The 21,997-nt window shown below is 40.5% G+C and carries 20 protein-coding genes and 1 pseudogene; 11 read left to right on the top strand and 10 right to left on the bottom strand.

What is annotated here, in order from left to right:
* Nucleotides 1–759: 759 nt before the first annotated feature.
* Nucleotides 760–1,053: a hypothetical protein gene (locus ACKI4H_RS12260; RefSeq protein ID WP_407306124.1), complete on the bottom strand. Its 294-nt coding sequence runs from the start codon at nt 1,051–1,053 to the stop codon at nt 760–762.
* A 543-nt stretch (nt 1,054–1,596) separates the two neighbouring features.
* Nucleotides 1,597–2,811: a tyrosine--tRNA ligase gene (tyrS, locus tag ACKI4H_RS12255; RefSeq protein ID WP_407306122.1), complete on the bottom strand. Its 1,215-nt coding sequence runs from the start codon at nt 2,809–2,811 to the stop codon at nt 1,597–1,599.
* Between the two features lie 80 nt (nt 2,812–2,891).
* Between tyrS and ACKI4H_RS12250 the strand changes: the two genes are divergently transcribed.
* Nucleotides 2,892–4,019 (top strand): anhydro-N-acetylmuramic acid kinase, encoded by a 1,128-nt coding sequence (locus tag ACKI4H_RS12250; protein ID WP_407306120.1) that lies wholly within the window; start codon nt 2,892–2,894, stop codon nt 4,017–4,019.
* A gap of 104 nt (nt 4,020–4,123) precedes the next feature.
* Here the strand turns inward: ACKI4H_RS12250 and ACKI4H_RS12245 are convergent, their stop codons facing one another.
* The 4 genes from ACKI4H_RS12245 to ACKI4H_RS12230 all read right to left on the bottom strand — a co-directional run bounded on the left by ACKI4H_RS12245 (nt 4,124) and on the right by ACKI4H_RS12230 (nt 8,480).
* Nucleotides 4,124–5,410, bottom strand: coding sequence for a lytic murein transglycosylase (locus tag ACKI4H_RS12245; protein ID WP_407306118.1), 1,287 nt, complete (start codon nt 5,408–5,410; stop codon nt 4,124–4,126).
* 671 nt (nt 5,411–6,081) lie between these two features.
* A complete protein-coding gene (locus ACKI4H_RS12240; RefSeq protein ID WP_407306116.1) occupies nt 6,082–7,203 on the bottom strand; it encodes a 5-(carboxyamino)imidazole ribonucleotide synthase in 1,122 nt (373 codons plus the stop codon).
* Nucleotides 7,204–7,230: 27 nt separating this feature from the next.
* Nucleotides 7,231–7,743 (bottom strand): 5-(carboxyamino)imidazole ribonucleotide mutase, encoded by a 513-nt coding sequence (gene purE, locus ACKI4H_RS12235; protein WP_407306114.1) that lies wholly within the window; start codon nt 7,741–7,743, stop codon nt 7,231–7,233.
* 398 nt (nt 7,744–8,141) lie between these two features.
* Entirely contained in the window at nt 8,142–8,480 is a 339-nt protein-coding gene (locus ACKI4H_RS12230; RefSeq protein ID WP_067865258.1) for a DMT family protein, read from the bottom strand.
* Nucleotides 8,481–8,733: 253 nt separating this feature from the next.
* Between ACKI4H_RS12230 and mpl the strand changes: the two genes are divergently transcribed.
* The 3 genes from mpl to ACKI4H_RS12215 all read left to right on the top strand — a co-directional run bounded on the left by mpl (nt 8,734) and on the right by ACKI4H_RS12215 (nt 12,427).
* Entirely contained in the window at nt 8,734–10,098 is a 1,365-nt protein-coding gene (gene mpl, locus ACKI4H_RS12225; RefSeq protein WP_407306112.1) for a UDP-N-acetylmuramate:L-alanyl-gamma-D-glutamyl-meso-diaminopimelate ligase, read from the top strand.
* Between the two features lie 392 nt (nt 10,099–10,490).
* Complete coding sequence (locus ACKI4H_RS12220; RefSeq protein WP_407306129.1) at nt 10,491–10,841, top strand: DUF4145 domain-containing protein; 351 nt, start codon at nt 10,491–10,493, stop codon at nt 10,839–10,841.
* Between the two features lie 503 nt (nt 10,842–11,344).
* Nucleotides 11,345–12,427: a zinc-dependent alcohol dehydrogenase family protein gene (locus ACKI4H_RS12215; RefSeq protein ID WP_407306110.1), complete on the top strand. Its 1,083-nt coding sequence runs from the start codon at nt 11,345–11,347 to the stop codon at nt 12,425–12,427.
* 67 nt (nt 12,428–12,494) lie between these two features.
* Here the strand turns inward: ACKI4H_RS12215 and ACKI4H_RS12210 are convergent, their stop codons facing one another.
* Nucleotides 12,495–12,779, bottom strand: coding sequence for a GNAT family N-acetyltransferase (locus ACKI4H_RS12210; RefSeq protein WP_407306108.1), 285 nt, complete (start codon nt 12,777–12,779; stop codon nt 12,495–12,497).
* Nucleotides 12,780–12,831: 52 nt separating this feature from the next.
* Entirely contained in the window at nt 12,832–13,116 is a 285-nt protein-coding gene (locus ACKI4H_RS12205) for a GNAT family N-acetyltransferase (RefSeq protein ID WP_407306127.1), read from the bottom strand.
* Between the two features lie 173 nt (nt 13,117–13,289).
* Between ACKI4H_RS12205 and ACKI4H_RS12200 the strand changes: the two genes are divergently transcribed.
* From ACKI4H_RS12200 to ACKI4H_RS12180, 5 genes are all read left to right on the top strand, one after another.
* The gene (locus tag ACKI4H_RS12200; RefSeq protein ID WP_407306106.1) at nt 13,290–14,480 is read left to right on the top strand and encodes a sugar transporter; all 1,191 of its coding nucleotides are present in this window, start codon (nt 13,290–13,292) and stop codon (nt 14,478–14,480) included.
* A gap of 312 nt (nt 14,481–14,792) precedes the next feature.
* Nucleotides 14,793–15,749 carry a TerC family protein gene (locus ACKI4H_RS12195; RefSeq protein WP_407306104.1) on the top strand — a complete coding sequence of 319 codons (957 nt, stop codon included), beginning with the start codon at nt 14,793–14,795 and terminating at the stop codon, nt 15,747–15,749.
* A gap of 205 nt (nt 15,750–15,954) precedes the next feature.
* Nucleotides 15,955–17,292 carry a guanine deaminase gene (guaD, locus tag ACKI4H_RS12190; RefSeq protein WP_407306102.1) on the top strand — a complete coding sequence of 446 codons (1,338 nt, stop codon included), beginning with the start codon at nt 15,955–15,957 and terminating at the stop codon, nt 17,290–17,292.
* A gap of 201 nt (nt 17,293–17,493) precedes the next feature.
* Complete coding sequence (gene hpt, locus ACKI4H_RS12185) at nt 17,494–18,021, top strand: hypoxanthine phosphoribosyltransferase (RefSeq protein WP_131269290.1); 528 nt, start codon at nt 17,494–17,496, stop codon at nt 18,019–18,021.
* A gap of 177 nt (nt 18,022–18,198) precedes the next feature.
* The gene (locus ACKI4H_RS12180) at nt 18,199–18,456 is read left to right on the top strand and encodes a GlsB/YeaQ/YmgE family stress response membrane protein (RefSeq protein ID WP_407306100.1); all 258 of its coding nucleotides are present in this window, start codon (nt 18,199–18,201) and stop codon (nt 18,454–18,456) included.
* An 88-nt stretch (nt 18,457–18,544) separates the two neighbouring features.
* Here the strand turns inward: ACKI4H_RS12180 and ACKI4H_RS12175 are convergent, their stop codons facing one another.
* A complete protein-coding gene (locus ACKI4H_RS12175) occupies nt 18,545–19,246 on the bottom strand; it encodes a DsbC family protein (protein WP_407306098.1) in 702 nt (233 codons plus the stop codon).
* A gap of 61 nt (nt 19,247–19,307) precedes the next feature.
* Nucleotides 19,308–20,326: pseudogene (dmeF, locus tag ACKI4H_RS12170) on the bottom strand (CDF family Co(II)/Ni(II) efflux transporter DmeF).
* Nucleotides 20,327–20,381: 55 nt separating this feature from the next.
* Here dmeF and ACKI4H_RS12165 point away from each other — a divergent pair.
* Complete coding sequence (locus ACKI4H_RS12165; protein ID WP_131269286.1) at nt 20,382–20,648, top strand: metal/formaldehyde-sensitive transcriptional repressor; 267 nt, start codon at nt 20,382–20,384, stop codon at nt 20,646–20,648.
* Nucleotides 20,649–20,796: 148 nt separating this feature from the next.
* Nucleotides 20,797–21,936 (top strand): MFS transporter, encoded by a 1,140-nt coding sequence (locus ACKI4H_RS12160; RefSeq protein WP_407306126.1) that lies wholly within the window; start codon nt 20,797–20,799, stop codon nt 21,934–21,936.
* The last annotated feature ends 61 nt before the right edge of the window (nt 21,937–21,997 follow it).

Below are 21,997 nucleotides of genomic sequence, written 5' to 3'. Positions count from 1 at the left end.
TCTGAGCCATGATCAAACTCTTCAGTTAAAAATCATTAGTAGCTTATGGCTACAAATCTTGGCTCATCAATTTTCTGACAAATATTTCTCAAATAAACTTCGAGTCATTTCTACCATCAATCAATGAAAATAATTTCGATCAATCAACCGGTAAAAATCCACACAAGTTGTTCTTCATAATCTCTTAATGATCTTCTTAATACTTCGTCAGTATTAAGAGCTGGACTTCGATATACTTAACAACTCAGCACTTCGTGCTTCGTTCGTTTCCGTCTATCTCGTCGGTATGGGTGCATTCTAGAGGATTTCAGAATCATTGCAACCCCCAATTCACTATATTTTTCACGTATGTCTTTTTTTTCTACAAAAATTACTGAAAAATCGCTTTTTTATCTAATTTTTAAGCGTTTTTAGCCCACCAATGCACTAAACACACCATTTTATCTTCCTGGATGAAAAATTATTTAGACCTAAAAACGATCAAATCAATATTTAAAATGGGAAGAACAGGATATAAATCCTTAAATGTAGGCTTTTAATTCAAGCTGATACCCAAAAAGACAGCCAAAATCGATTATATTTTTTAAAGCACTTATTTCAGTCTAATCTTCATAGCTTCAGCAGCAACTTTTAACTCAAAGCTTTTTATAAAAGCCTGTAATTAAACTGCCCTATAAAAGAACCATTTATTTTTTCAGGTTTCAAGTGCAACACCCTGCTTAGCTCACTTATATAGAACCCAAAGTCTGTTATTTCCAATCAAGTAACTTTTTTCGGCAATTCCTGTCCAAGCCAGTATTGCATGACTTCTACAATCATCTCTTTCTTGCCCTGATAGTCCTCAGCAACAAAGAATAATTTCGCACGTCGCGGTAACCGCTCTTCTATCAGAGAAAATAAAAAGTAATGTGCAGCCAAATCAAGCTGCATAAATAAAGTATAGACAGGTATATAGAGTTGCCGTTTTTGTTCGACAGGCTGGTACTCAAACAAGAACCGTAAAATGAAATCGATCTGTTCATCAAAAGTATCTTCTGTTCGATAGCGATACATCAAATCACCTTTATTTTAATTTTTTATATTTTGCCTTTTTTTGCAGTCAGTTGAAATGCACTTCTTTCCTAGATGTCATTCATCCAAGTCTGATTTGCTCATTGACATGAAGTTTGATTACTGCAGAAGAAGAGTTTGTCTGTAGATCTAAATATTGATCATGAAATAAGAACAAATAAAAAAGGAAGAGATCTCTCCCAAAACCTCTTCCTTGGAGTTAGATCATATTCAGATCCATGATGTCATTATTATTATAGTTATCTGTAAAAAATTTAAAAAAGTTTCCTATGGAAGAGACTTAAAATTGCGGAGCTTTTTATTACACGCTTACCCTCTAGATATGTTTTTTACACAAGGTCTAGATGGATAAATCTTATACATAAGCAAAACAGAATGCAACCGATATGGGAAAATTTAAATGTTGTTTTTATAGGGTTTTTTTTAATTTGTTTATTAAAAATATTAATATGCGATATAAAAAAAATAAAAGCAGGCCAAAGCCTGCTTTTATTTCAATAACTTAAATAGAAATTTAAGAAATCATCAATCCGTAAAGGTCACTTTAGCAATCGCTTTCTTACCTGCTTGAATGATGTAGGTCTTGTTCTCATTCACGGAGAAACCTGCATCCACCACTTCCCAATCCACTTTTACAGCACCACGTGCCACAGCATCTTTGGCTTGAGCAGCATTTTTGGTTAAACCGGCAGTACGTAAAATAGAAGCAATAAACATTTCACCGCCAAATTCAGCACGTGAAATGGTCACTTCTGGGGTATCTTCAGGCAATTCACCTTCGGTAATAATATTACCTGCACCTTTATGTGCATTCTCAGCCGCTTCCGCGCCGTGAAAACGCTCTACCAACTCAAGTGCAAGGATCTTTTTAATCTCTTGAGGATTACGACCTTCTTGCATTTCTTTTAATAACACTGCAATTTCTTCCAGTGATTTAAAGCTCAGCAGATCAAAATAACGCTCGATTAAAGAGTCCGGCATTGAAAGCACTTTTTGGTACATCGCACCAGGTGCATCAAATACACCAATATAGTTCCCCAATGATTTAGACATTTTATTCACACCATCTAAACCTTCAAGAATAGGCACTGTAATGCAGACTTGCGCTTCCTGATCATAACGACCTTGTAGCGTACGACCCATCAACAAGTTAAAGGTCTGATCTGTACCACCTAACTCTACATCTGCTTCCAAAGCAATTGAGTCATAGCCTTGTACCAATGGATACAAGAATTCATGAATCGCAATCGGTTGATGGTTGTTGTAACGCTTGGTGAAATCATCACGTTCAAGCATGCGTGCCACAGTTTGCTGAGACGCCAGTTGAATCAGATCGGCTGCAGTCTTTTCTGCAAACCATTCCGAGTTAAAACGAACTTTGGTTTTATTCGAATCAAGGATTTTAAACACTTGTTCTTGATAAGTTTTTGCATTTTCCAGCACTTGTTCACGCGACAATGGCGGACGTGTTGCACTTTTACCTGTGGGATCGCCAATCATGGCCGTATAGTCACCAATCAGGAAAGTCACTTCATGACCCAAATCCTGGAACACTTTTAGCTTGTTAATCAGTACAGTATGACCTAAATGCAAGTCAGGTGCTGTTGGGTCAAAGCCCGCTTTAATTTTTAAAGGACGATTTTCTTTGAGTTTCTTTAGCAGATCCTCTTCAGAAATAATCTCATGAGTGCCTCGTTGGATGAGGGCAAGTTGTTCTTCAGCCGGCAGGAAATTTGACATCACAAAACCCAATACATCAGTTATACAATTTGTGCGATATACTAACACTTTTTCAGCGTAATGCAGGCTTAACTATCATCATGACAGCGATCTATATTGGGGTAATGACCGGCACCAGCATGGATGGCGTTGACATCGTTGCTGCTTCATTTGATCCATTGCAGCTTCATGCCACCCTCACCTTACCCTTTGGTTTAGACTTACGTGACGAACTGATGGGACTTACTTTACCCGGTGACAACGAAATTGATCGCATGGGCAAAGCAGATGTTGCTTTAGCACAAATGATTGGTGGTGGCATTAATCAGCTGATTGAAAAAAACCAGCTGGATCGTAGCCAGATTAAAGCCATTGGTTCGCATGGACAAACCATTCGTCACCGTCCTGAACATGGTTTTACCTTGCAAATTGGTGATCCCAATATCATTACTGAAATGACCGAGATTCCGGTAATTTCAGATTTCCGACGTCGTGATATGGCTGCTGGTGGACAAGGTGCGCCTTTAGTTCCTGCATTTCATCAAGCCTTATTTCAGCACCCCAGTATTCATCGTGTAATTTTAAATTTGGGTGGCATTGCCAATGTCAGCATGCTGCCTGCGGGCAACCCAGATGGCGTATATGGTTTCGACACCGGGCCTGCCAATATTTTAATGGATGCCTGGTGTCACCGTTATACCGGCCAACCTTATGATGAAAATGGCAACTGGGCGGCTTATGGGCAACCAATTCGCAGCCTGCTCGACCGTCTGCAAGGCCATGAATATTTTTCTAAAGAACCGCCAAAAAGTACCGGTCGTGAAGACTTTAATCTGGAATGGTTAGATGAACAAATTGCCGATTGGCATAACGATCTGGAATACAACGAACTGGAAGATACGCCGGAAAATGTTCAGGCGACCTTATTAAAACTCACCACCCGGGCGATTAAAAAAGCCATTTACCGTTCTGACATGGATACCGGTGAGGTCTATGTCTGTGGCGGTGGTGCCTATAACTCACACTTACTGGAACAACTACGCTGGCGTTTACGTAAACACAATTGGTCCGTACAAACTACCTCTGCCCTTGGTTTAGCGCCAACCTGGGTTGAAGCCACTGCTTTTGCCTGGTTAGCGATGCGCTTTATGAATCAGCAAAGTGGCAACTTGCCAAATGTTACAGGTGCTGCAGGCTATCGTGTTTTAGGTACCATTACAGCTGTATAAGCATATTTATAAAAATACTTCATAATAAAAAAGTCTGCATTATGATCTGACCCCCGAAAGTTGGACGGTTTGATTAAGCAGACCTTTTTATTTCTAAAACACGATTACTTCATCATTATTTTGGCATTTTCATTTCTAAAGGCACGTAAAATCTGTTGTCCCGCACGACCAGTTGTGCTTAAACCCAAACGATTTTGCTCTTGGCGAATCGCTTGACGAGTTTTATCGCCGATCAAACCATCTACTTTACCAATGTCATAACCGCGGTTGAGTAAAAACTGCTGAATTTCACGACGTTCTGCACGGGATGTCCCGGCATCATCAGTTGGCCAAGCTTTACTAAAACCACCCTGACCCTGTAAACGGTCGGACAAATGCGCAATCGCCAAAGCATAACTTTCTGCAGCGTTATAACTATATATAGCATCGAAATTTTTAAAGACTAAAAATACCGGGCCATTTGCACCTGCTGGTGCCATTAGTCCAGCCGAACTGCTCTCAGATAGATTCCCTTGTATCAAAGGACTACCATCGGCACGAACCACACCACGACTCACCCAGCTGCTTAACGACTTTTTATTACGACGCCCTTCATCACTAATCGACATGCCTTCCGGTATGCGAACTTCAAAACCCCACGGCATACCCGTTTGCCAGCCGCGTTTTTTCAAGAAATTCGCGGTTGAAGCCAAAGCATCCGTGGTACTTGAAACCAGATCACGACGACCATCACCGTCAAAATCAACCGCAAGCTCTTCATAAGTGGATGGCATAAACTGGGTATGACCAAATGCCCCAGCCCACGAGCCTTTCATTTGCTGCTCGGTTAAATCACCACGCTGTAAAATTCGCATCGTGGTAAAAAATTCACCACGGAAATAACTTTGACGACGACCTTCACAACTTAAAGTCCCTAAAGCCTGCAATAAAGGATAACTTCCAGCAATATCACCAAAATTACTCTCTACACCCCAAACCGCCACTACGGTTTCAGCCGGAACGCCATAAGCGGCCGCAACGCGGTTAAGTACTTCACGGTGCTGGGCTAATTTTTGACGTCCTAGTTGTACACGCTCTTCATCCACCAGACCGGATAAATAATCCCAAATTGGAGTCGAAAATTCAGGCTGGTAATTCAGTTTTTCAATCACAGAATAATCCGGCATTAAATTTTGCGTATAACGATCATATGTAGAAGCGCTCACCCCAGAATTGATGGCTTGATTACGCAAATTGGCAATACATTGCTGAAAATTCTTTTGGGCACTAAAAACTGGCATGGATGATGGAGTTGAAGTGGTCGTAACAGGTTGACCATTTATAATCAGCTCAGCATTGGCTTGAGTCATTGCAAGAAAAACTGAACCTAAAACGAAAGCTAAGTGACGCATAGTATCCCTGATGGTATTAAAATTTAAATTATGTTTTTAACCATACCACCATCGGTTACCAGTTTCTGAATCAAATCGTAATTTTAAATTCATTTCCTTAATTTTAAATTCATAATCGTTTTTAAATTTAAAAAGTTATCCACAATTGCATTTTCAAAACTTTTAAATTCAAAATATGAATTTAAATTTACTCTTTTAAATTTAAACTATGGTTTTAAATTTAAATACACTGTGGATAAGTTAATCTCTTTTATTTTATGCTTTTAAACACATAAAGTTTTAAATTCAAAAACCTGCTTTTAAATTTAAAACTTTAAATTCATATCACTAGATACAACTTTGAATTCATATTTTTTAAATTCAAATATGCGGGTTTGAATTTAAATTCATATTTTTCAATTTAAATGTATTGTTTTGAATTTATTTTTTATCTTTTGAATTTAAAAACCTCTGCCTCGTTTTACCGCAGTAAAACTTAAATACAGGACAATTCTATTTGTTTGTTTTTTATCCAGTCTATTTATAAAGGATTGTATAAATTACATACAGTTATTTTTATTCTGTTCCGATAAATGGGGCTTAAACTCGAAAGAGGCGCAATCATGCCCGAACTTCAGGCATAAAAAAAGCGGTCATTGGCATGACCGCTTTTTTATCATTCAATTGAAGGATTAAATGTTTATATCTTGAGTCAATGCCAAGGGTTCTGGCAAGATTTTCGCCAATTGACGGCATAAAGCGGTTAATTCAGCGCTATCGTTTGGCATCAGCGTGATATGACCAATTTTACGGCCTGTACGTTCAGTTTTGTTGTACAGATGCAAATGTGCGCCATTTAAAGCCAGAACATCTTCAGATTTTGGATGTTTGCCAATAATGTTGACCATCACGGTTGGACGAACCACTTCAGTTGAACCCAACGGTAAGCCTGCAACCGCACGAATGTGGTTTTCAAACTGTGAACAGACCGCGCCTTCAATAGACCAGTGACCTGAGTTATGCACACGTGGTGCCATCTCGTTGGCATATAAGCCTTTATCGGTTACAAACAGTTCAAGCGTCAACACACCGACATAGTTCAGATGATTGAGCAGGCGAGTGATGTAGTCTTGCGCCACAGGCTGTAAATCTGTGCTGTTTGGTGCAGGTACAATCGAATGCGACAAAATACCGTTGTGATGATGATTCTCAGCCAATGGCCAGGTTTTCACATCACCATTTTGACCACGTACTGCAATAATCGATACTTCACGCGAAAATGTCACAAAACTTTCAGCAATGAGTTCGCCCGCAGGACCAAGTTCTGCCCAAGCTTGCTCAATTTGATCTGCTGAACGTAGAACAAACTGACCTTTACCGTCATAACCGCCACGCGAGGTTTTCAAAACGATAGGTAAACCGAGTTCAGCCACCGCAATATTTAGGCTTTCAAGTGAAGCGACCGCTTTATACGGCGCAACAGGAATATCGAGCTCATCAAACAACGCTTTTTCAGACAAACGATGCTGTGCAATTGCCAAAGCCTGACGCGGTGGATGAAGAGTTTTGCTTTGAGTTAAAACATCAACATCTGCCAGCGGTGTATTTTCAAACTCCAGGCTGAAAACATCTGCGCTCTCGATGAACTGTTGTAAGCCATTTTCAGCCTTAGTCGAAATCACCTGACCCATCGCTGCGGAAGGGCAATCTGTATTGGCTTCAAAGAAGGTGCATTGAATATTCAGCGGTAGAGCAGCTTGCGCCATCATACGGCCGAGTTGACCACCACCAAAAATACCGATGGTTTTATCCATAACGTGTGTCCCGTTTTAAGCTTGGCTTTAGATTTGACCCGGAATATTTTTGCTTGCCACTTTTTCAGTTTGCGCAGCACGGAATTGGGCAACATTTTTTGCAATTTCAGGACGTGTTAAACCTAAAATTTGTGCTGCCATAATCGCGGCATTGGTTGCACCAGCAGGGCCAATCGCCAAAGTACCCACTGCAATACCTGCAGGCATTTGTACGATTGAAAGCAATGAATCTACACCATTCAAGATTGAAGATTTTACTGGAACGCCTAATACAGGTAGATCAGTTTTTGCTGCACACATACCGGGTAAATGCGCTGCGCCACCGGCACCGGCAATAATCACCTGAATACCGCGCTCACGTGCTGTTTCGGCATATTCGAATAAACGGTCTGGCGTACGATGCGCAGAAACAACTTCCGCTTCAAATGGGACGCCAAGCTGTTCAAGCATATTGGCAGTGTTTTCGAGAGTTGCCCAATCAGATTGAGAACCCATGATAATTCCAACGAGAGGTTGAGTGTCTGCAGCAGCCGCATTCATTGCAAATATTCCATAAACGAATGTAAGGAAGGATAAATCTCGACAAGTGCCAAGCTTTAAATGAATCAGAAGCCCGACATTATAGACTGATTTTTCATCTCACCAAAATTTAACAGATACCGTACTGCCATATTTCCTCTATTTTTAGATAAATAATAAAGAAACCATCATCAATTATAAAAAATTATTAAATTATCATTCCCATTGATGCCATGGCGTAAATGCGACATGGATGTCTTCATTGAGCTGTGATACAAGGAAGTATCATCAGATCAACAAAGGATTTTTGTTACTTTTGATCTCTCAAAAGTAAAGCAATGCCTCCACAAATTATTTTGGATCATAACGTGAGGAAGGGGCAGTGATGTAACTCAAATTGCAAATAAAATTATCAAGTTTTACTGACTTCTAAAAACAAAATATACACAACCGAGAAGACACAAGCCTGCCCATAGATAATCCAGCTTAAAAGGCTGCTTAAACATAAAAATCATAAACGGCACAAATACCAGTAAAGTCATGACTTCCTGCGTGATTTTCATTTGTCCCACCGCCCAGCCTTGTTGTGCAAGCAATCGAGTGGCAGGAATCATAAAACTGTATTCCAGTAGCGCGATCAGCCAGCCAAATAAAATCGCTTGCCAAAGCGGCGCGCCATGTAAAAACTTCAAATGACCATACCACGCCAAGGTCATAAAACAGTTAGAAATAACTAAAAGCAGCAGGGGAAAGAACATAGTCAATTTATCTGGAACAATCGTGAATATTTTACGTTTTTTCACTCAAAAAGCATGTTATTTCATCCATGATTTTTAGAGCAAAGCCGGCACCTAAAACAAGGCGATAAAATGCATGATGTAATCCTATGAATAGATACAAGAAAGACTATCTTTTCCGCAAAACCCTTGATATCGTTGCTTTCAAATTGAATCAATAATGACACCACCAACAACAAAGTGATGTGTCAAAAAAGCAGTGGAGTTAAAACGAATGCATCTGCATATTTTGGGTATCTGTGGCACCTTTATGGGTTCGCTGGCGTTATTAGCACGTGATTTAGGACATAAGGTGACGGGTTCAGATGCGAACGTCTATCCACCCATGTCGACCCAACTGGAAAATGCAGGTATTACCTTAATGCAAGGCTATGACCGTAGCCATTTGCAACCCCATCCTGATTTGGTGATTGTCGGTAATGCCATGAAACGTGGTATTGATGCTGTGGAGTATATGTTGAATGAAGGTTTAGCATATATTTCAGGCCCACAATTTTTGGCAGACCATGTGCTCCAAGGCAAACATGTCTTAGGTGTAGCCGGTACGCATGGTAAAACCACAACCACAACGATGCTCGCTTGGGTGCTTGATCAGGCTGGTTTAGAGCCGGGATTTCTGATTGGTGGCGTACCGCTCGGCTTTAGTGAAAGTGCACGTTTAGGTGGGGGTAAATACTTTTGTGTAGAAGCGGATGAATACGATTCTGCTTTCTTTGACAAGCGTTCCAAGTTTGTACACTACCATCCTAAAACGGCGATTTTAAATAACCTTGAATTTGACCATGCCGATATCTTTGATGATTTGGCTGCAATTCAAAAACAGTTCCATCATCTGGTTCGTACCATTCCAAGGGAAGGTCGTATTATTGCCCCGATTACTGAAACCAATATTGATGAAGTTTTAGAAATGGGCTGCTGGACACCTGTGGTTCGTACTTCATTGGATGCCAATGAAAAGGCATCACTTTCTGCGGAACAACTATCTGTAGATGGTTCACACTTTAAAGTGTTAGAAAATGGTGTGGTTAAAGGCATCGTTAAATGGAACATGACCGGTCAGCACTCTGTTGCCAATGCCTTGGCGACCATTGCGGCTGCTGAACATGTTGGCGTTTCCATTGAAATGGCTTGTGAAGCCCTTTCAAACTTTGGCGGTGTAAAACGCCGTATGGAATTGCTGGACACCGTGAAGGGGATTGAAGTTTATGATGACTTTGCCCATCACCCAACAGCGATTGAAACTACGCTAGATGGTGCACGTAAACGCTTAGGCGAACGTAAACTTTGGGCAATTATTGAGCCGCGCTCAAACACCATGCGTATGGGGAGTCATAAAGATGGCTTGGCCCATTCTGCACGTTTGGCGGATGAAGTGATTTGGTATCAACCAGAAGGTCTGGACTGGGATTTACAACCAGTGATTGATGCTGCACCAAACAAAGCTGTGGTTGCACGTTCATTAGATGACATCATCAAAACTGTAGCCAGTGAAGCAGGCGAGGGCGATGCTGTAGTGATTATGTCGAATGGCGGTTTTGGTGGTTTACATCAGAAATTGATTACCGCTTTAAAAGCTTAAAATCATAATTAATATTTGAAATTAAAGGACTATTTTTATAGTCCTTTTTTATTAGACTAAATTTAATACTAATTATATTAAAAACCTTATGACACAAAAACATTTTCCACCCATGCATGGCGAAAAACAGTTTCATTGTATTTTTTGTAATGTTTATGCATCGCAGTTTTGGAGTAATAATGCATGGTTGAAGTTTGAAGAGTTTAGTAGTTCAATAGGATTATTGAACCCCAATATCTTAAGGGCAAGTTACTGTAACCATTGTAAAAATAGAACTCTATGGCTTAATAAAAAATTTTATATCCAGAAGTTGAAGGTTTTATTCGGTCCCCTGAAGAAATGTCTGAGAGCTTAAAGAAAGATTTTGAAGAAGCAATTAGCATAGTGAACAAATCACCTCGTGGTGCAGCAGATTACTGCGTTTAGTTGTTCAAAAACTCATGATTGAATTAGGAGAAAAAGGCAAAGATATCAATCAAGATATTGCCAGCCTAGTATCAAAAGGTTTAGATCCTCATATTCAACAAGCTTTAGATTTTTGTCGTGTCGTCGGTAATAATGCTGTTCATCCAGGCAAAATTAATTTAGAAGATTCCCCTGAAATTGCTCAGACATTATTTGAAATGATCAATTACATTATTGAAGATTTAATCGCAAGACCTAAGAAAATTCGTGATCGTTTTGAAAGTTTACCTGAAGGTGTTCGGGCAAGAATTGAAGAAAGGGATAAACCTAAAATATGATTCGTGGAAAGCGACATGGATGTCGCCATGTTGAACTGTGGTATAGGGACATACCATCAGTTCAACAGAAGATTTTTGTTACTTTTGATCTTTCAAAAGTAAGACCTCGCTTACTCAAACTATTCTAAACATTAAAATGACATAAAAAATTTCAAACTTATTTTTATAAAAAAATAGTCCTGATAAATCACCTGAAATAAAAGTCCGCAACTATCAATTTGTTGTCTTGAACCAGTTCAGTCGTCATTAAATCAGACCATTCTGTAAGCAAACCTGTCCAAGTAATGACTTCCTCCCTAACTGTTGATAGCTTAGAGAGGCACGCTCTATGTATTCATGTTCAATGCTTCATCTCTTATAAATACAGCAGAGCCAATGATTAACTTCTGTCATCCTGTCGTTCAGTTTTTCGCTTGATTTAAACAGCGTGTTTTAAGTTTTTTGATAAATAAAATGAATGCAATAGGGTGGTGAAAGATAGCAAATAGAAAAGGAATAAGCTGATGACAACAATGAAAGCTATGGTTTACTACGGTGAAAATGATATCCGTTTTGAAGACCGTCCCGTTCCCCAGATTATTGATCCAACGGATGCAGTCGTCCGTGTCACCAAAACCACCATTTGTGGTACAGATTTAGGTATCTGGAAAGGTAAAAACCCCGAAATCCAGGAAGAAGCTACAAAGCAGACCGGTAAATTTGACGGTCGTATTTTAGGTCATGAAGGTATTGGTATCATTGAAGAAGTGGGATCAGCCGTCAAGAATGTGAAAAAAGGTGATCGGGTGATTATTTCCTGCGTCAGCCGCTGCGGGACTTGTGAAAACTGTCAGAAACAACTCTATGCTCACTGCCGCAATGGAGGTGGCTGGATTATGGGTTACATGATTGATGGTTCTCATGCAGAATATGTACGTACGCCCTTTGCCGATACCTCACTTTATCCCTTACCCGAAGGTTTAAATGAAGATGTGGCAGTATTTTTATCCGATGTATTACCAACATCCCATGAAATTGGCGTGCGTTATGGCGATGTCAAACCAGGTGATAGTATTGCAATTGTGGGCACAGGACCGATAGGAATGGGCTGCTTACTGACTGCACAATTCTATTCCCCTGGGCAAATCATTGCTATAGATATGGATGATAACCGCCTCGCACTTGCCAAAGAACTAGGTGCAACGCATACCCTTAATTCCGGCAAGGAAGATGCGATTCAACGGGTACTCGAGATTACTGAGGGTCGGGGAGTCGATTGTGCGATGGAAGCCGTAGGCGCAGAAGCGACCTGGAATATTTGCCAAAATATTGTAAAAGAAGGGGGGCATCTGGCTAATGTCGGTGTGCATGGCAAATCGGTTAATTTCGAACTGCAAAAGCTCTGGATTAAAAACCTGACCATTACCACAGGTTTGGTCAATACCAATACTACTGGCATGTTGCTGAAAACCTGTTGTTCCGGAAAATTGCCTTTGGAACGCTTGGCCAGTCATCATTTTAAATTTGCAGAAATGTGGAAAGCCTATGATGTGTTTAAACATGCCGCAGATGAGAATGCGATGAAAGTGATTATTGATCTGGATTAATTGGTTCAAAAACAAAAGCCCAAAAATGATAAAGCCCAATTTTTGGGCTTTTTAAATCCCGAAAAATTTAAGCTACAACATCGGCAAAGCTTTTATCACGTTTAAACATGACATCAACATAGGAACAGGTCGGGACAATTTTCAATTGTTTTTGACGTGCAAATTCGACCAAAACATCCAGTAACTGACGCGCTATGCCGTGTCCACGCAAACTATCATCCACCCAGGTATGATTGGCGATAATTTTATGCTCACCTGTCCAGACATAAGTGATTTCTGCAATTCGTTTGCCTGAATCATTCAAAGTAAAAAACTCGCCTTTTTGACCATTATCATTATGTTGAAACTGCATCGCTATCCCTCACTTTTTAATTGGATTGATATTAGAATACGTTAAAAAGACCTTATTTCAACACATCGTGAATAGATGCGTCTTTATCAAAAACTGACTTTACAAAAGGACAGAGCGGAATAATTTTGAGATTTTTTTCTCGTGCCATGGCAATAGCATGCTCAAGTAATTTATGGCCTACGCCTTGGCCACGCAAGGAATCATTCACATCGGTATGCTCAATAATAAATACACTTTCCCCCGCCCAGGTATATGCCATTTCAGCTAAATGCTGATGATTTTCACCGATGTAAAATTCACCTTTTGTGCCATTGTCTTTGTGCTTAATTTCTAACATTTTTAATTCTCTCATTGGGGGAACCTGAATAAACATGCCATGAATGCTTGCCTAATATTGTTAAATTTTTTATTAGATCTCTATAGAGTCACACTTTTCCGGCCCAGAATTACCCTTAACAAGCCTCACTTTTCAGCCTAAACTTCAACGCTACTTTTTTAACTTCGCTGACCATGTCATCCTTATCTTCTGAAATTCACCCCCATCCCACACGCCAGTGGATTTGTGTCATTACCTTAGCATTCTCTGCCTTTATTTTTAATACTACCGAATTTATTCCTGTGGCATTGCTCAGTGACATTGGCAACAGTTTCAATATGCCGGCTACTGACGTCGGCATCATGATTACTCTATATGCGTGGGTGGTTGCACCCATCTCACTTCCGATGATGCTGCTGACACGTAATGTTGAACGGCGTTTTCTACTGATTGCGTTATTTGTCGTATTTATTATTAGTCATGGCTTATCTTGTTTCGCCTGGGACTTTAATGTGCTTTTAGCCAGCCGGATCGGGATTGCATTTTCTCATGCGCTGTTTTGGTCTATTACCGCCTCTTTAGCGGTACGTGTTGCCCCGAAAGGTAAAGAGTTTCAAGCACTGGGTTTACTGGCGACTGGCACGGCTTTAGCGATGGTACTCGGAATTCCATTTGGTCGCATGATTGGTGAAGCCTATGGATGGCGCAATACTTTTGCCTTAATTGCCATTGGTGCGGCAATCGTCTGTCTGACACTGGCAAAAACTTTGCCTAAACTGCCCAGTGTCAATTCAGGTTCAATCAAAAGTATTGGCCTCCTGTTTAAACGCCCGAGCTTGGTGATGGTGTTTGCTTTAACCATTATTATCATTACTGCACAATTTACTGCTTATAGTTATATCGAACCCTTTACCCTCAATATTGCCCATTTTAGTTCTAGCCAAACTACGACCTTGTTGCTCATTTACGGCGGTGCCGGTTTTATTGGTTCTTATCTGTTTGGTAAATTTGGCAGTCAATACCCTAAAATTGCAATTCCTTTAAGCAGTGCTTTGTTGGCAATGTCCATGTTGCTACTCCTGCCATTCGCTCAAGGATTTAACAGTTTAAGTGTGCTGAGCTTGTTTTGGGGCATGAGCATTATTTGCTTTAGCTTGGCGCTGCAAGCCAAAACCCTCAATCTAGCTTCAGATGCAACCGATGTCGCCATGGCAATTTATTCAGGTCTTTATAATGTCGGTATTGGTGGTGGGGCATTATTGGGTGGAATGGTCACGGCCAATTATGGCTTAAGTCAGATTGGAATAGTGGGTGGCTTGGTGGCTGTGGTGGGCACAGTGTTGGCATTTATTTTGGTACAACGTAAAGATTTTATTAAACTGTAAATCGCTAGATAAAATTTGCACAATTCACATAAATATGCGATTCTTCTGCCATATTTGGATTCAATCCAAAATGAAATTGAGTTGAACAAGGGGAGTAGCCTCCTCCAAGCGTCCCTAGAAGCAATTCTAGCCGACGTGTCAGAATATCGTCATTACACTTTGCAAAAAGTCGGTATCTGAGCATCTGAAATTACAAAATATTGATATTCAGATGTAGGCAAGACCTTGATCATGTTGACACAGATGTTTAAATCATCTGGCAACAGGTCAAGGTTTTTTTATGGCCAGTTGTCGGGTGTGGAGATTTTTTTTATGGAATCCATCGGCAACCCTGGGTTGTATCTGGCATTTTTTGCGATGGTGGCAGTCATGCTCATCATCGACTTCATTGGCTTCAAACACAAAGAAGACCAGCCTGTTAAAATTAAATCAGCAGTTTATTGGAGCATTGCCTGGGTCAGTGTTTCTATGCTGTTCGCTGGTGGTTTATGGCTTTATTTACAGCAAACGGCGGGTGTTGCCTTGGCCAATCAAAAAACCATGGAATATTTTGCGGGCTATTTGTTAGAGAAATCACTTGCCATTGATAACGTATTTGTCTGGCTGATGATTTTTGCCACCTTTGCCATTCCTCCCGCATTACAGCGTAAAATTTTGCTCTATGGGGTACTGGGCGCTATTGTATTACGTACCATTTTTATTTTTATCGGTGCATGGTTTGTTCAGGAATTCTCCTGGATTCTGTATATTTTTGGTGCCTTTCTGGTCTATACCGGCTTTAAGTTTCTTAAAGGTCATGAAGAAAACCCGAATATTGAAGATATGGCCTTACTCAAATGGTTACGCAAACATATCCGTATTACCCCTCAGCTAGATGGCCATAACTTTTTTGTGCGTCAAAACGGTGTGCTTTGGGCCACGCCATTATTTCTGGTGCTGATTTTGGTTGAAGGCTCGGATGTCATTTTCGCAGTGGATTCCATTCCGGCTATTTTTGCAGTGACCACCGATCCCTTCATTGTCTTGACCGCAAACCTGATGGCAATTTTAGGCTTACGTGCCATGTTCTTCTTACTGGCAGGTGCTGCTTCTAAAATGCATTATTTACCCTATGGTCTCGGCATTATTCTGCTATTCATTGGTTTCAAAATGCTCATGCTCGACGTATTCCATATGCCAATCTGGATATCACTCGGCTTTATTGTGATTGTACTGGCCATTACCACCTGGTTATCAATTCGCTATAACAAGCAGCAAGCACAACTGTAATTTTTAAATAAAATGATCTAGCTTTCCATCGCCGAGATGGAAAGCTTTTTATGCCATGTATGGTTTTTTATAACTACTTTCTCCAACCCTAAATAGCATGCTTGATCTATACAATAGAGTAGGACTTAAAACTGCTGCGACAGGGTTTAAAGGAAAAATTTCAGGTACAATCAATCGAAAAAATGAGAAATTAAAAGGTTATTGCATGTCTCCTATTCAGGCTCAACGCGCCGTTCGTGGTCGCTTTCTTGATCTTCAATATACTGTTTCCCAAGCTAAAGATATCCCTCAAGCCATCCGTTATCTTGAAGATGGCTTACTCATTACCGGTGCTGGAAAAATCATCTGGTTTGGAAGCTGGCAAGAAGGGCAAAATTTGCTGAATCAAGATATGCCTCTTGAGCATTATCCTGAGCAGCTGATTGTACCGGGATTCATCGATACCCATATTCATTTCCCGCAAACCGAAATGGTCGGTGCCTATGGTGAACAACTATTAGAATGGCTGAATACCTATACGTTCCCCACGGAAGTGCAATTTAAAGACAAAGTCTATGCTGACAAAATCGCGCAATTCTTTGTTCAGGAATTATTGAAAAATGGCACCACGACCGCCTTGGTATTCTGTACAGTCCATGCTGAATCGGTCAATGCATTATTTGAAGCTGCAGAACAGCATCAAATGCGTTTGATTGCCGGCAAGGTGATGATGGATCGCCATGCACCTGAAGATCTATGTGAAACAGCAGAAAGTTCTTATCATGATTCTAAAGCACTGATTGAAAAATGGCATGGTAAAGGTCGTAACCTGTATGCGATTACTCCACGTTTTGCACCCACGTCTACACCCGAACAACTCGCTCGGGCAGGGGAGCTGAAAGCTGAATATCCAGATGTCTATATACATACCCATTTAAGTGAAAACAAGAATGAAATTGCCTGGGTCAAAGAATTATTTCCTGAACAAAAAGGCTATCTGGATGTTTATCACCATTATGGCTTAACCGGGCAGCGTTCGGTCTTTGCGCACTGCGTGCATCTGGAAGAGGCAGAATGGGACTGCATGCATCAGACCAATTCAGCGATTGCTTTTTGCCCTACTTCCAATCTGTTCTTGGGCAGTGGTTTATTTCCTTTGAAAAAAACCTGGGAAAAACAGGTCAAAGTCGGTTTGGGCACAGACATAGGGGCGGGCACTTCATTTAACCAGCTGCAAACCTTAAATGAAGCCTACAAAGTACAACAGCTTCAAGGCGATAAACTCTCTGCATTTGAGTCCCTTTATCATGCGACCTTGGGTGGAGCCAAAGCCTTGGATCTGGATGATAAACTGGGTAACTTTAACCTAGGTAAAGAAGCTGATTTTATTGTGCTCGATTTAAAAGCCACTGCACTACAGGCATTGCGTCAAGAACGTAGCAAAGGTATTGAAGATGCATTGTTTGCACTGATGACGCTGGGCGATGATCGTAATATTCAGGCCACTTATATTTATGGAGAACTGGTATATGTCAAAGAACAAGACCACAAAAATGTCCTATAAAAAGGTGTTGTGGGTTGTTGGAATAGGCATGACTTGCACTGTGCTGCTCAAGCGTGATACCCCAAAGCCTAAGGCTTGATTACATTTTCAACCGCAAAAAAGATGCATCTCTTGGGCAGATGTATTAAAATTAAAACATCTTTTGAGGTGTTGCTGGTCAACACCTTTTTTATTTTTTGATTTGCTTTTAGGTATCTACCCATGACCGTTCATATGAGCGTAATGATCTCAGCGGAAGAAATTCACGCTAAAGTCAAAGAGCTTGGTGCAAAAATTGATGCTCACTATGCCAATAGTGACAAAGAACTTGTTCTGATTGGTTTACTTCGCGGTTCAGTCATTTTTATGGCTGATTTATGTCGTGCGATTACCAAACCACACGAACTCGACTTTATGACGGTATCAAGTTACGGTGGCGGTACGGTTTCAACACGTGATGTCAAAATTTTAAAAGACCTGGACGGCGAAATTCGCGGTAAAGACGTGCTGATTGTCGAAGACATTATTGACTCAGGCAATACTCTCAGCAAAGTGCTGGAAATTTTAACCACACGTAATCCAAACTCAATTGAACTGTGTACTTTAATTAGCAAACCTTCACGCCGTGAAATTGAACTTGAAGTGAAATTTTTAGGCTTTGAAGTGGAAGATCGCTTTATTGTCGGTTATGGTTTGGACTATAACCAGAAATATCGCCATATTCCGTTTATTGGTGAAATTGGTCTTTAAAATAAAGACTTAATATTTAAAGTGGCTACAGGCCACTTTTTTACATCTAAGATATATGCTTCAACAAAAAAGCAACAGGTTTTAGCAGGAATCAACTGTTTCAATTAACATAAATGATTAATTATAAAAACGAAAGCGTAATGAAATAGATAAACAAACGATAAATGGAGAAGTCATATGTGGACACTTATAGTTGCGATCGTAGTCGGTTTTATTGCAGGTTTAATTGCACGTGCTATTCATCCTGGAAATGATAAAGCAGGATTCATTATGACCACTGTACTGGGGATTGTAGGTTCATTACTGGCAACCTACGGTGGGCGTTTACTCGGCCTTTACGATGAAAATTCTGCAGCAGGCTTTATTGCTTCGGTGATTGGCGCCATCATTGTTCTATTCATCTATAATATGGTAACGAAGAAATCACGCGTTTAATCCTCCGATTTTAAAGCATTACTTTTATTCATAAAAAAGCACCTAGAAGGTGCTTTTTTATGGCTTGGACAATGAGAAAATAAACGTGTTACAGCCCCAGCTCTTTCCACATTTCTTCTATGTCTTGCGCCGGGTGAGAACCCATCACTTTAAAACCATTAGAGAAAATAATGGCAGGTGTTCCATTTAAACCTAATAATTTTCCTAAATTCAGATTACGCTCAATCGGATTGATACAGGTTTTATTGGACTTGGCTTGTAGTCCTTTACCGATCAAATTTGACCACGCTAAAGCAGGATCTTTTTCACAGAAGACTTGCTTTGACACAGCAATAGACTGGGTTTTGATGGGGTAAATAAAAGTATAAATCGTGACATCGTTCAACTTGCTTAATTCAGCTTCAAGTTGTTTGCAATACGGGCAATTTGGGTCAGAAAAAATCGCGATCTGGCGTTTACCATTACCTCGCACGCTTTTCACTGCATCCTGCAAAGGCAATTTTTTCCAGTCAATACTGTTTTGTTTCAGCACTACATCGTGGGTTAAATTTTTCTGATCACTCAAACGATACATTGAACCCACCAGAATATGTTGTGCATCTTCGCCCAAATAAACCACTTGACCATCCATTGAACCACTGTAAATACCTTTCATATCGGTACCTTGCAAATTTTCAATGTTCAACTTTGGGTATTTTTGAGTCAGGTTGCTTTTGACCGTATCGACATTCGCCATACTTAGGCTGGAAATAAAACTGACTGCGGCAAATGCCAATGTTTTTTTAATCATATTCTTTTGCTCATACATTCCAATTGTTCAACGCGATTCTACTCAAAATTTAACGACGGATTCAGTTAATTTCTGATCTCCTTACTGAAACTCCACATTTCATCATCAAGGTTTCACGTGGAACATTGAGATGATTTATAGCGGATTGATTTCCACCGAGACATGCACAATTTCATCATGGACAGACAGTGCTTCACGGACCTGATCTGCGTTCAAATTGGAATCGGTGGCCAAAGCCAAAATGCAGGAAAATTTTCCTTTGCCCACTTTCCAGACATGCAGGTCAGTGATTTCTACCATAGAAAACTCAGCAATCACTTGCCGAATTTCCTCAACCACGGGATGATCCATTTCTGCATCGAGTAGAGTTTTTCCGGTGTCTTTGATCAGGCCAATGGCCCATTTTGCTACCAGAATTGAACCTGCAATCCCGAGTACTGCATCCAGAAAGCCCCAATCTAAATACTTTGCAGCAAACAGCGCAATAATCGCAAATACTGAAGTCACTGCATCTGCCACCACGTGCATAAATGCCGCTTTCTGGTTTAAGTCGTGATGTGCATGAGCGTGCTCATGATGGTGATGGTGATGGTGATGGTGATGGTGATGGTGATGGTGATGGTGATGGTGATCATCATGCAGTAACCATGCACAGATTAAATTAATCACCAAGCCCAAAATTGCAATCGGAATGGCCTGGTTATAATGAATATCTATGGGATTTATTAGTCGTTCTATTGATTGAAATACCATAAAGATCGCCACCACCATCAATAAGATCGCGCTGCTATATCCGGCTAAAATTTCAATTTTCCAGGTACCAAAACTAAATCGGGCATCATGTGCATAATGACGTGCAGAACGATAGGCGAAATAAGCCAACCCCAAGGCCAGCATATGCGAACTCATGTGCCAGCCATCGGCAAGCAAGGCCATAGAGTTGTAAATCCAGCCACCACTTACTTCTAATAGCATCATCACTGCCGTTAGAATAGTCGCCAATAGAATTCGTTTTTGGGCGAGGGGATTACCTTCATCAAACTGATGAGCGTGTATTCTGGTCAATGGGGTTTTTTGCATAATCTTAGTGTTTAAATATACTCCCCCATAGTATATTTAATTTTGGAGTGTTGTGTTGAGCCATTTACATCAGGATAAGAAAATTCAGAATCGAGTCAAACGCTTACAAGGGCAAATTAATGCCGTCGAGCAAGCATTAAATAGTCCTGAGCATTCATGCATTACCCTATTACAGCAAGTCGCTGCCATTAAAGGCGCCGTGAATGGTCTGATGAATGAATTGATCGAATCACATTTGCGTCATCACGTGATGGGTGAACAAACTGAAATTAATGAACCGGAGCTGGCTGAATTTTTAAAATTATTAAAGCGTTATAGTTAAATGATTTACATCTTATAAATTGACGTCTTAGATAAATAACAATTAATCTAAATCTCTTCTTTTTTTCTCCAAATATTCGCTATAACCCTATGGCGAGTGTTTTTTGTGGCTCTACATGACGACTCAACAATCATGGCAACCGTTTTTAATGGTCAGCCTGGCACTGTGTATTGGAACTATTGGCACCGCGCTCGCGAGTCCTTTATATCCGATCTATCAAGAACTGTGGCATCTACTACCCAGCCATATTACCTATATCTTTGTAGCCTATATGTTTGGCTGCCTAGCGACCTTGTTATTTTTGGGTCGGAGCAGCAACAGTTTTGGATTTCGATGCACTTTACAAATCGGGATCGTGTTTGTGATATTCGGCTTAGCGCTCTCATCGTTGGCATCGAATGCACTTTGGCTGGCTTTGGGTCGTTTCATTATTGGGATTGCCTCTGGACTGATCAGTACCTCGGCAATGCTGGGCTTAATCACCACCATTCCAGACAGCCATAAACAAAATGCACCACAATTAAGCTCCATCATTACCGTGATTGGTTTTGGCTTGGGACCCTTTATTGGCGGGCTAATTGCACAGTTCTCTAACCAACCATTGGTTACGCCTTATTTACCGATTATTGCCGCTGCGATTGTATGCTTTTTGGGTTTATTTCTGGTTAAAGTTCCCCAATTCAAAGCCCAGCCTTTTTCAGTTGCGCCACGTTTAGAAATACCCGCCGCTCAGTATCAATCCCTATTTTTTATTGCCGGTTTGACTGCATTCAGCGCTTTTGGTGCATTTAGTTTATTTGCATCGCTCTCACCCTCTTTTGTGAAAGACCTGATTCCATGGCATGGCCCTCTGGTCAGTGGTTCAGCAATTGCCAGTATTTTACTGGTTTCTGCTGTTGTACAATTTTCTGCTAAAAGTCTGCTTCCAGCTAAAAGTTTAATTTTAGGGTTGATGACCCTAATTGTGAGTTTTATTCTGCTGGGCTTATGCATGAGCATGCAATGGAGTATTCTGTTTTTTATCAGCGATATTTTGGTCGGTGTAGGACATGGGCTGGGCTTGTTGGGTGCATTCGGTTTAATTCACCAGATGACCACTACAAATAACCGCGCAGCTGTGATGTCGACCTATTTATTTATTGGTTACTTGGGCACGATTGTCCCGATCATTGCGGTAGGGTATTTAGCCGATCATTTTGGTTTAACCATTGGCGTTTTAGGATTCTGCCTAGGTATTGGTTTACTCTGTCTTGCGCTGATATTTTGGCATAAGAAAATTTCATCATAAAAAAACCGCCTTCACATAATGGCGGTTTTTTTAATTTACTAAATTACTTTCCAATACAGAA

Source organism: Acinetobacter sp. (assembly GCF_045628685.1).
Classification (GTDB): domain Bacteria; phylum Pseudomonadota; class Gammaproteobacteria; order Pseudomonadales; family Moraxellaceae; genus Acinetobacter.
This window is presented reverse-complemented; position numbering and strand designations above follow the sequence as displayed.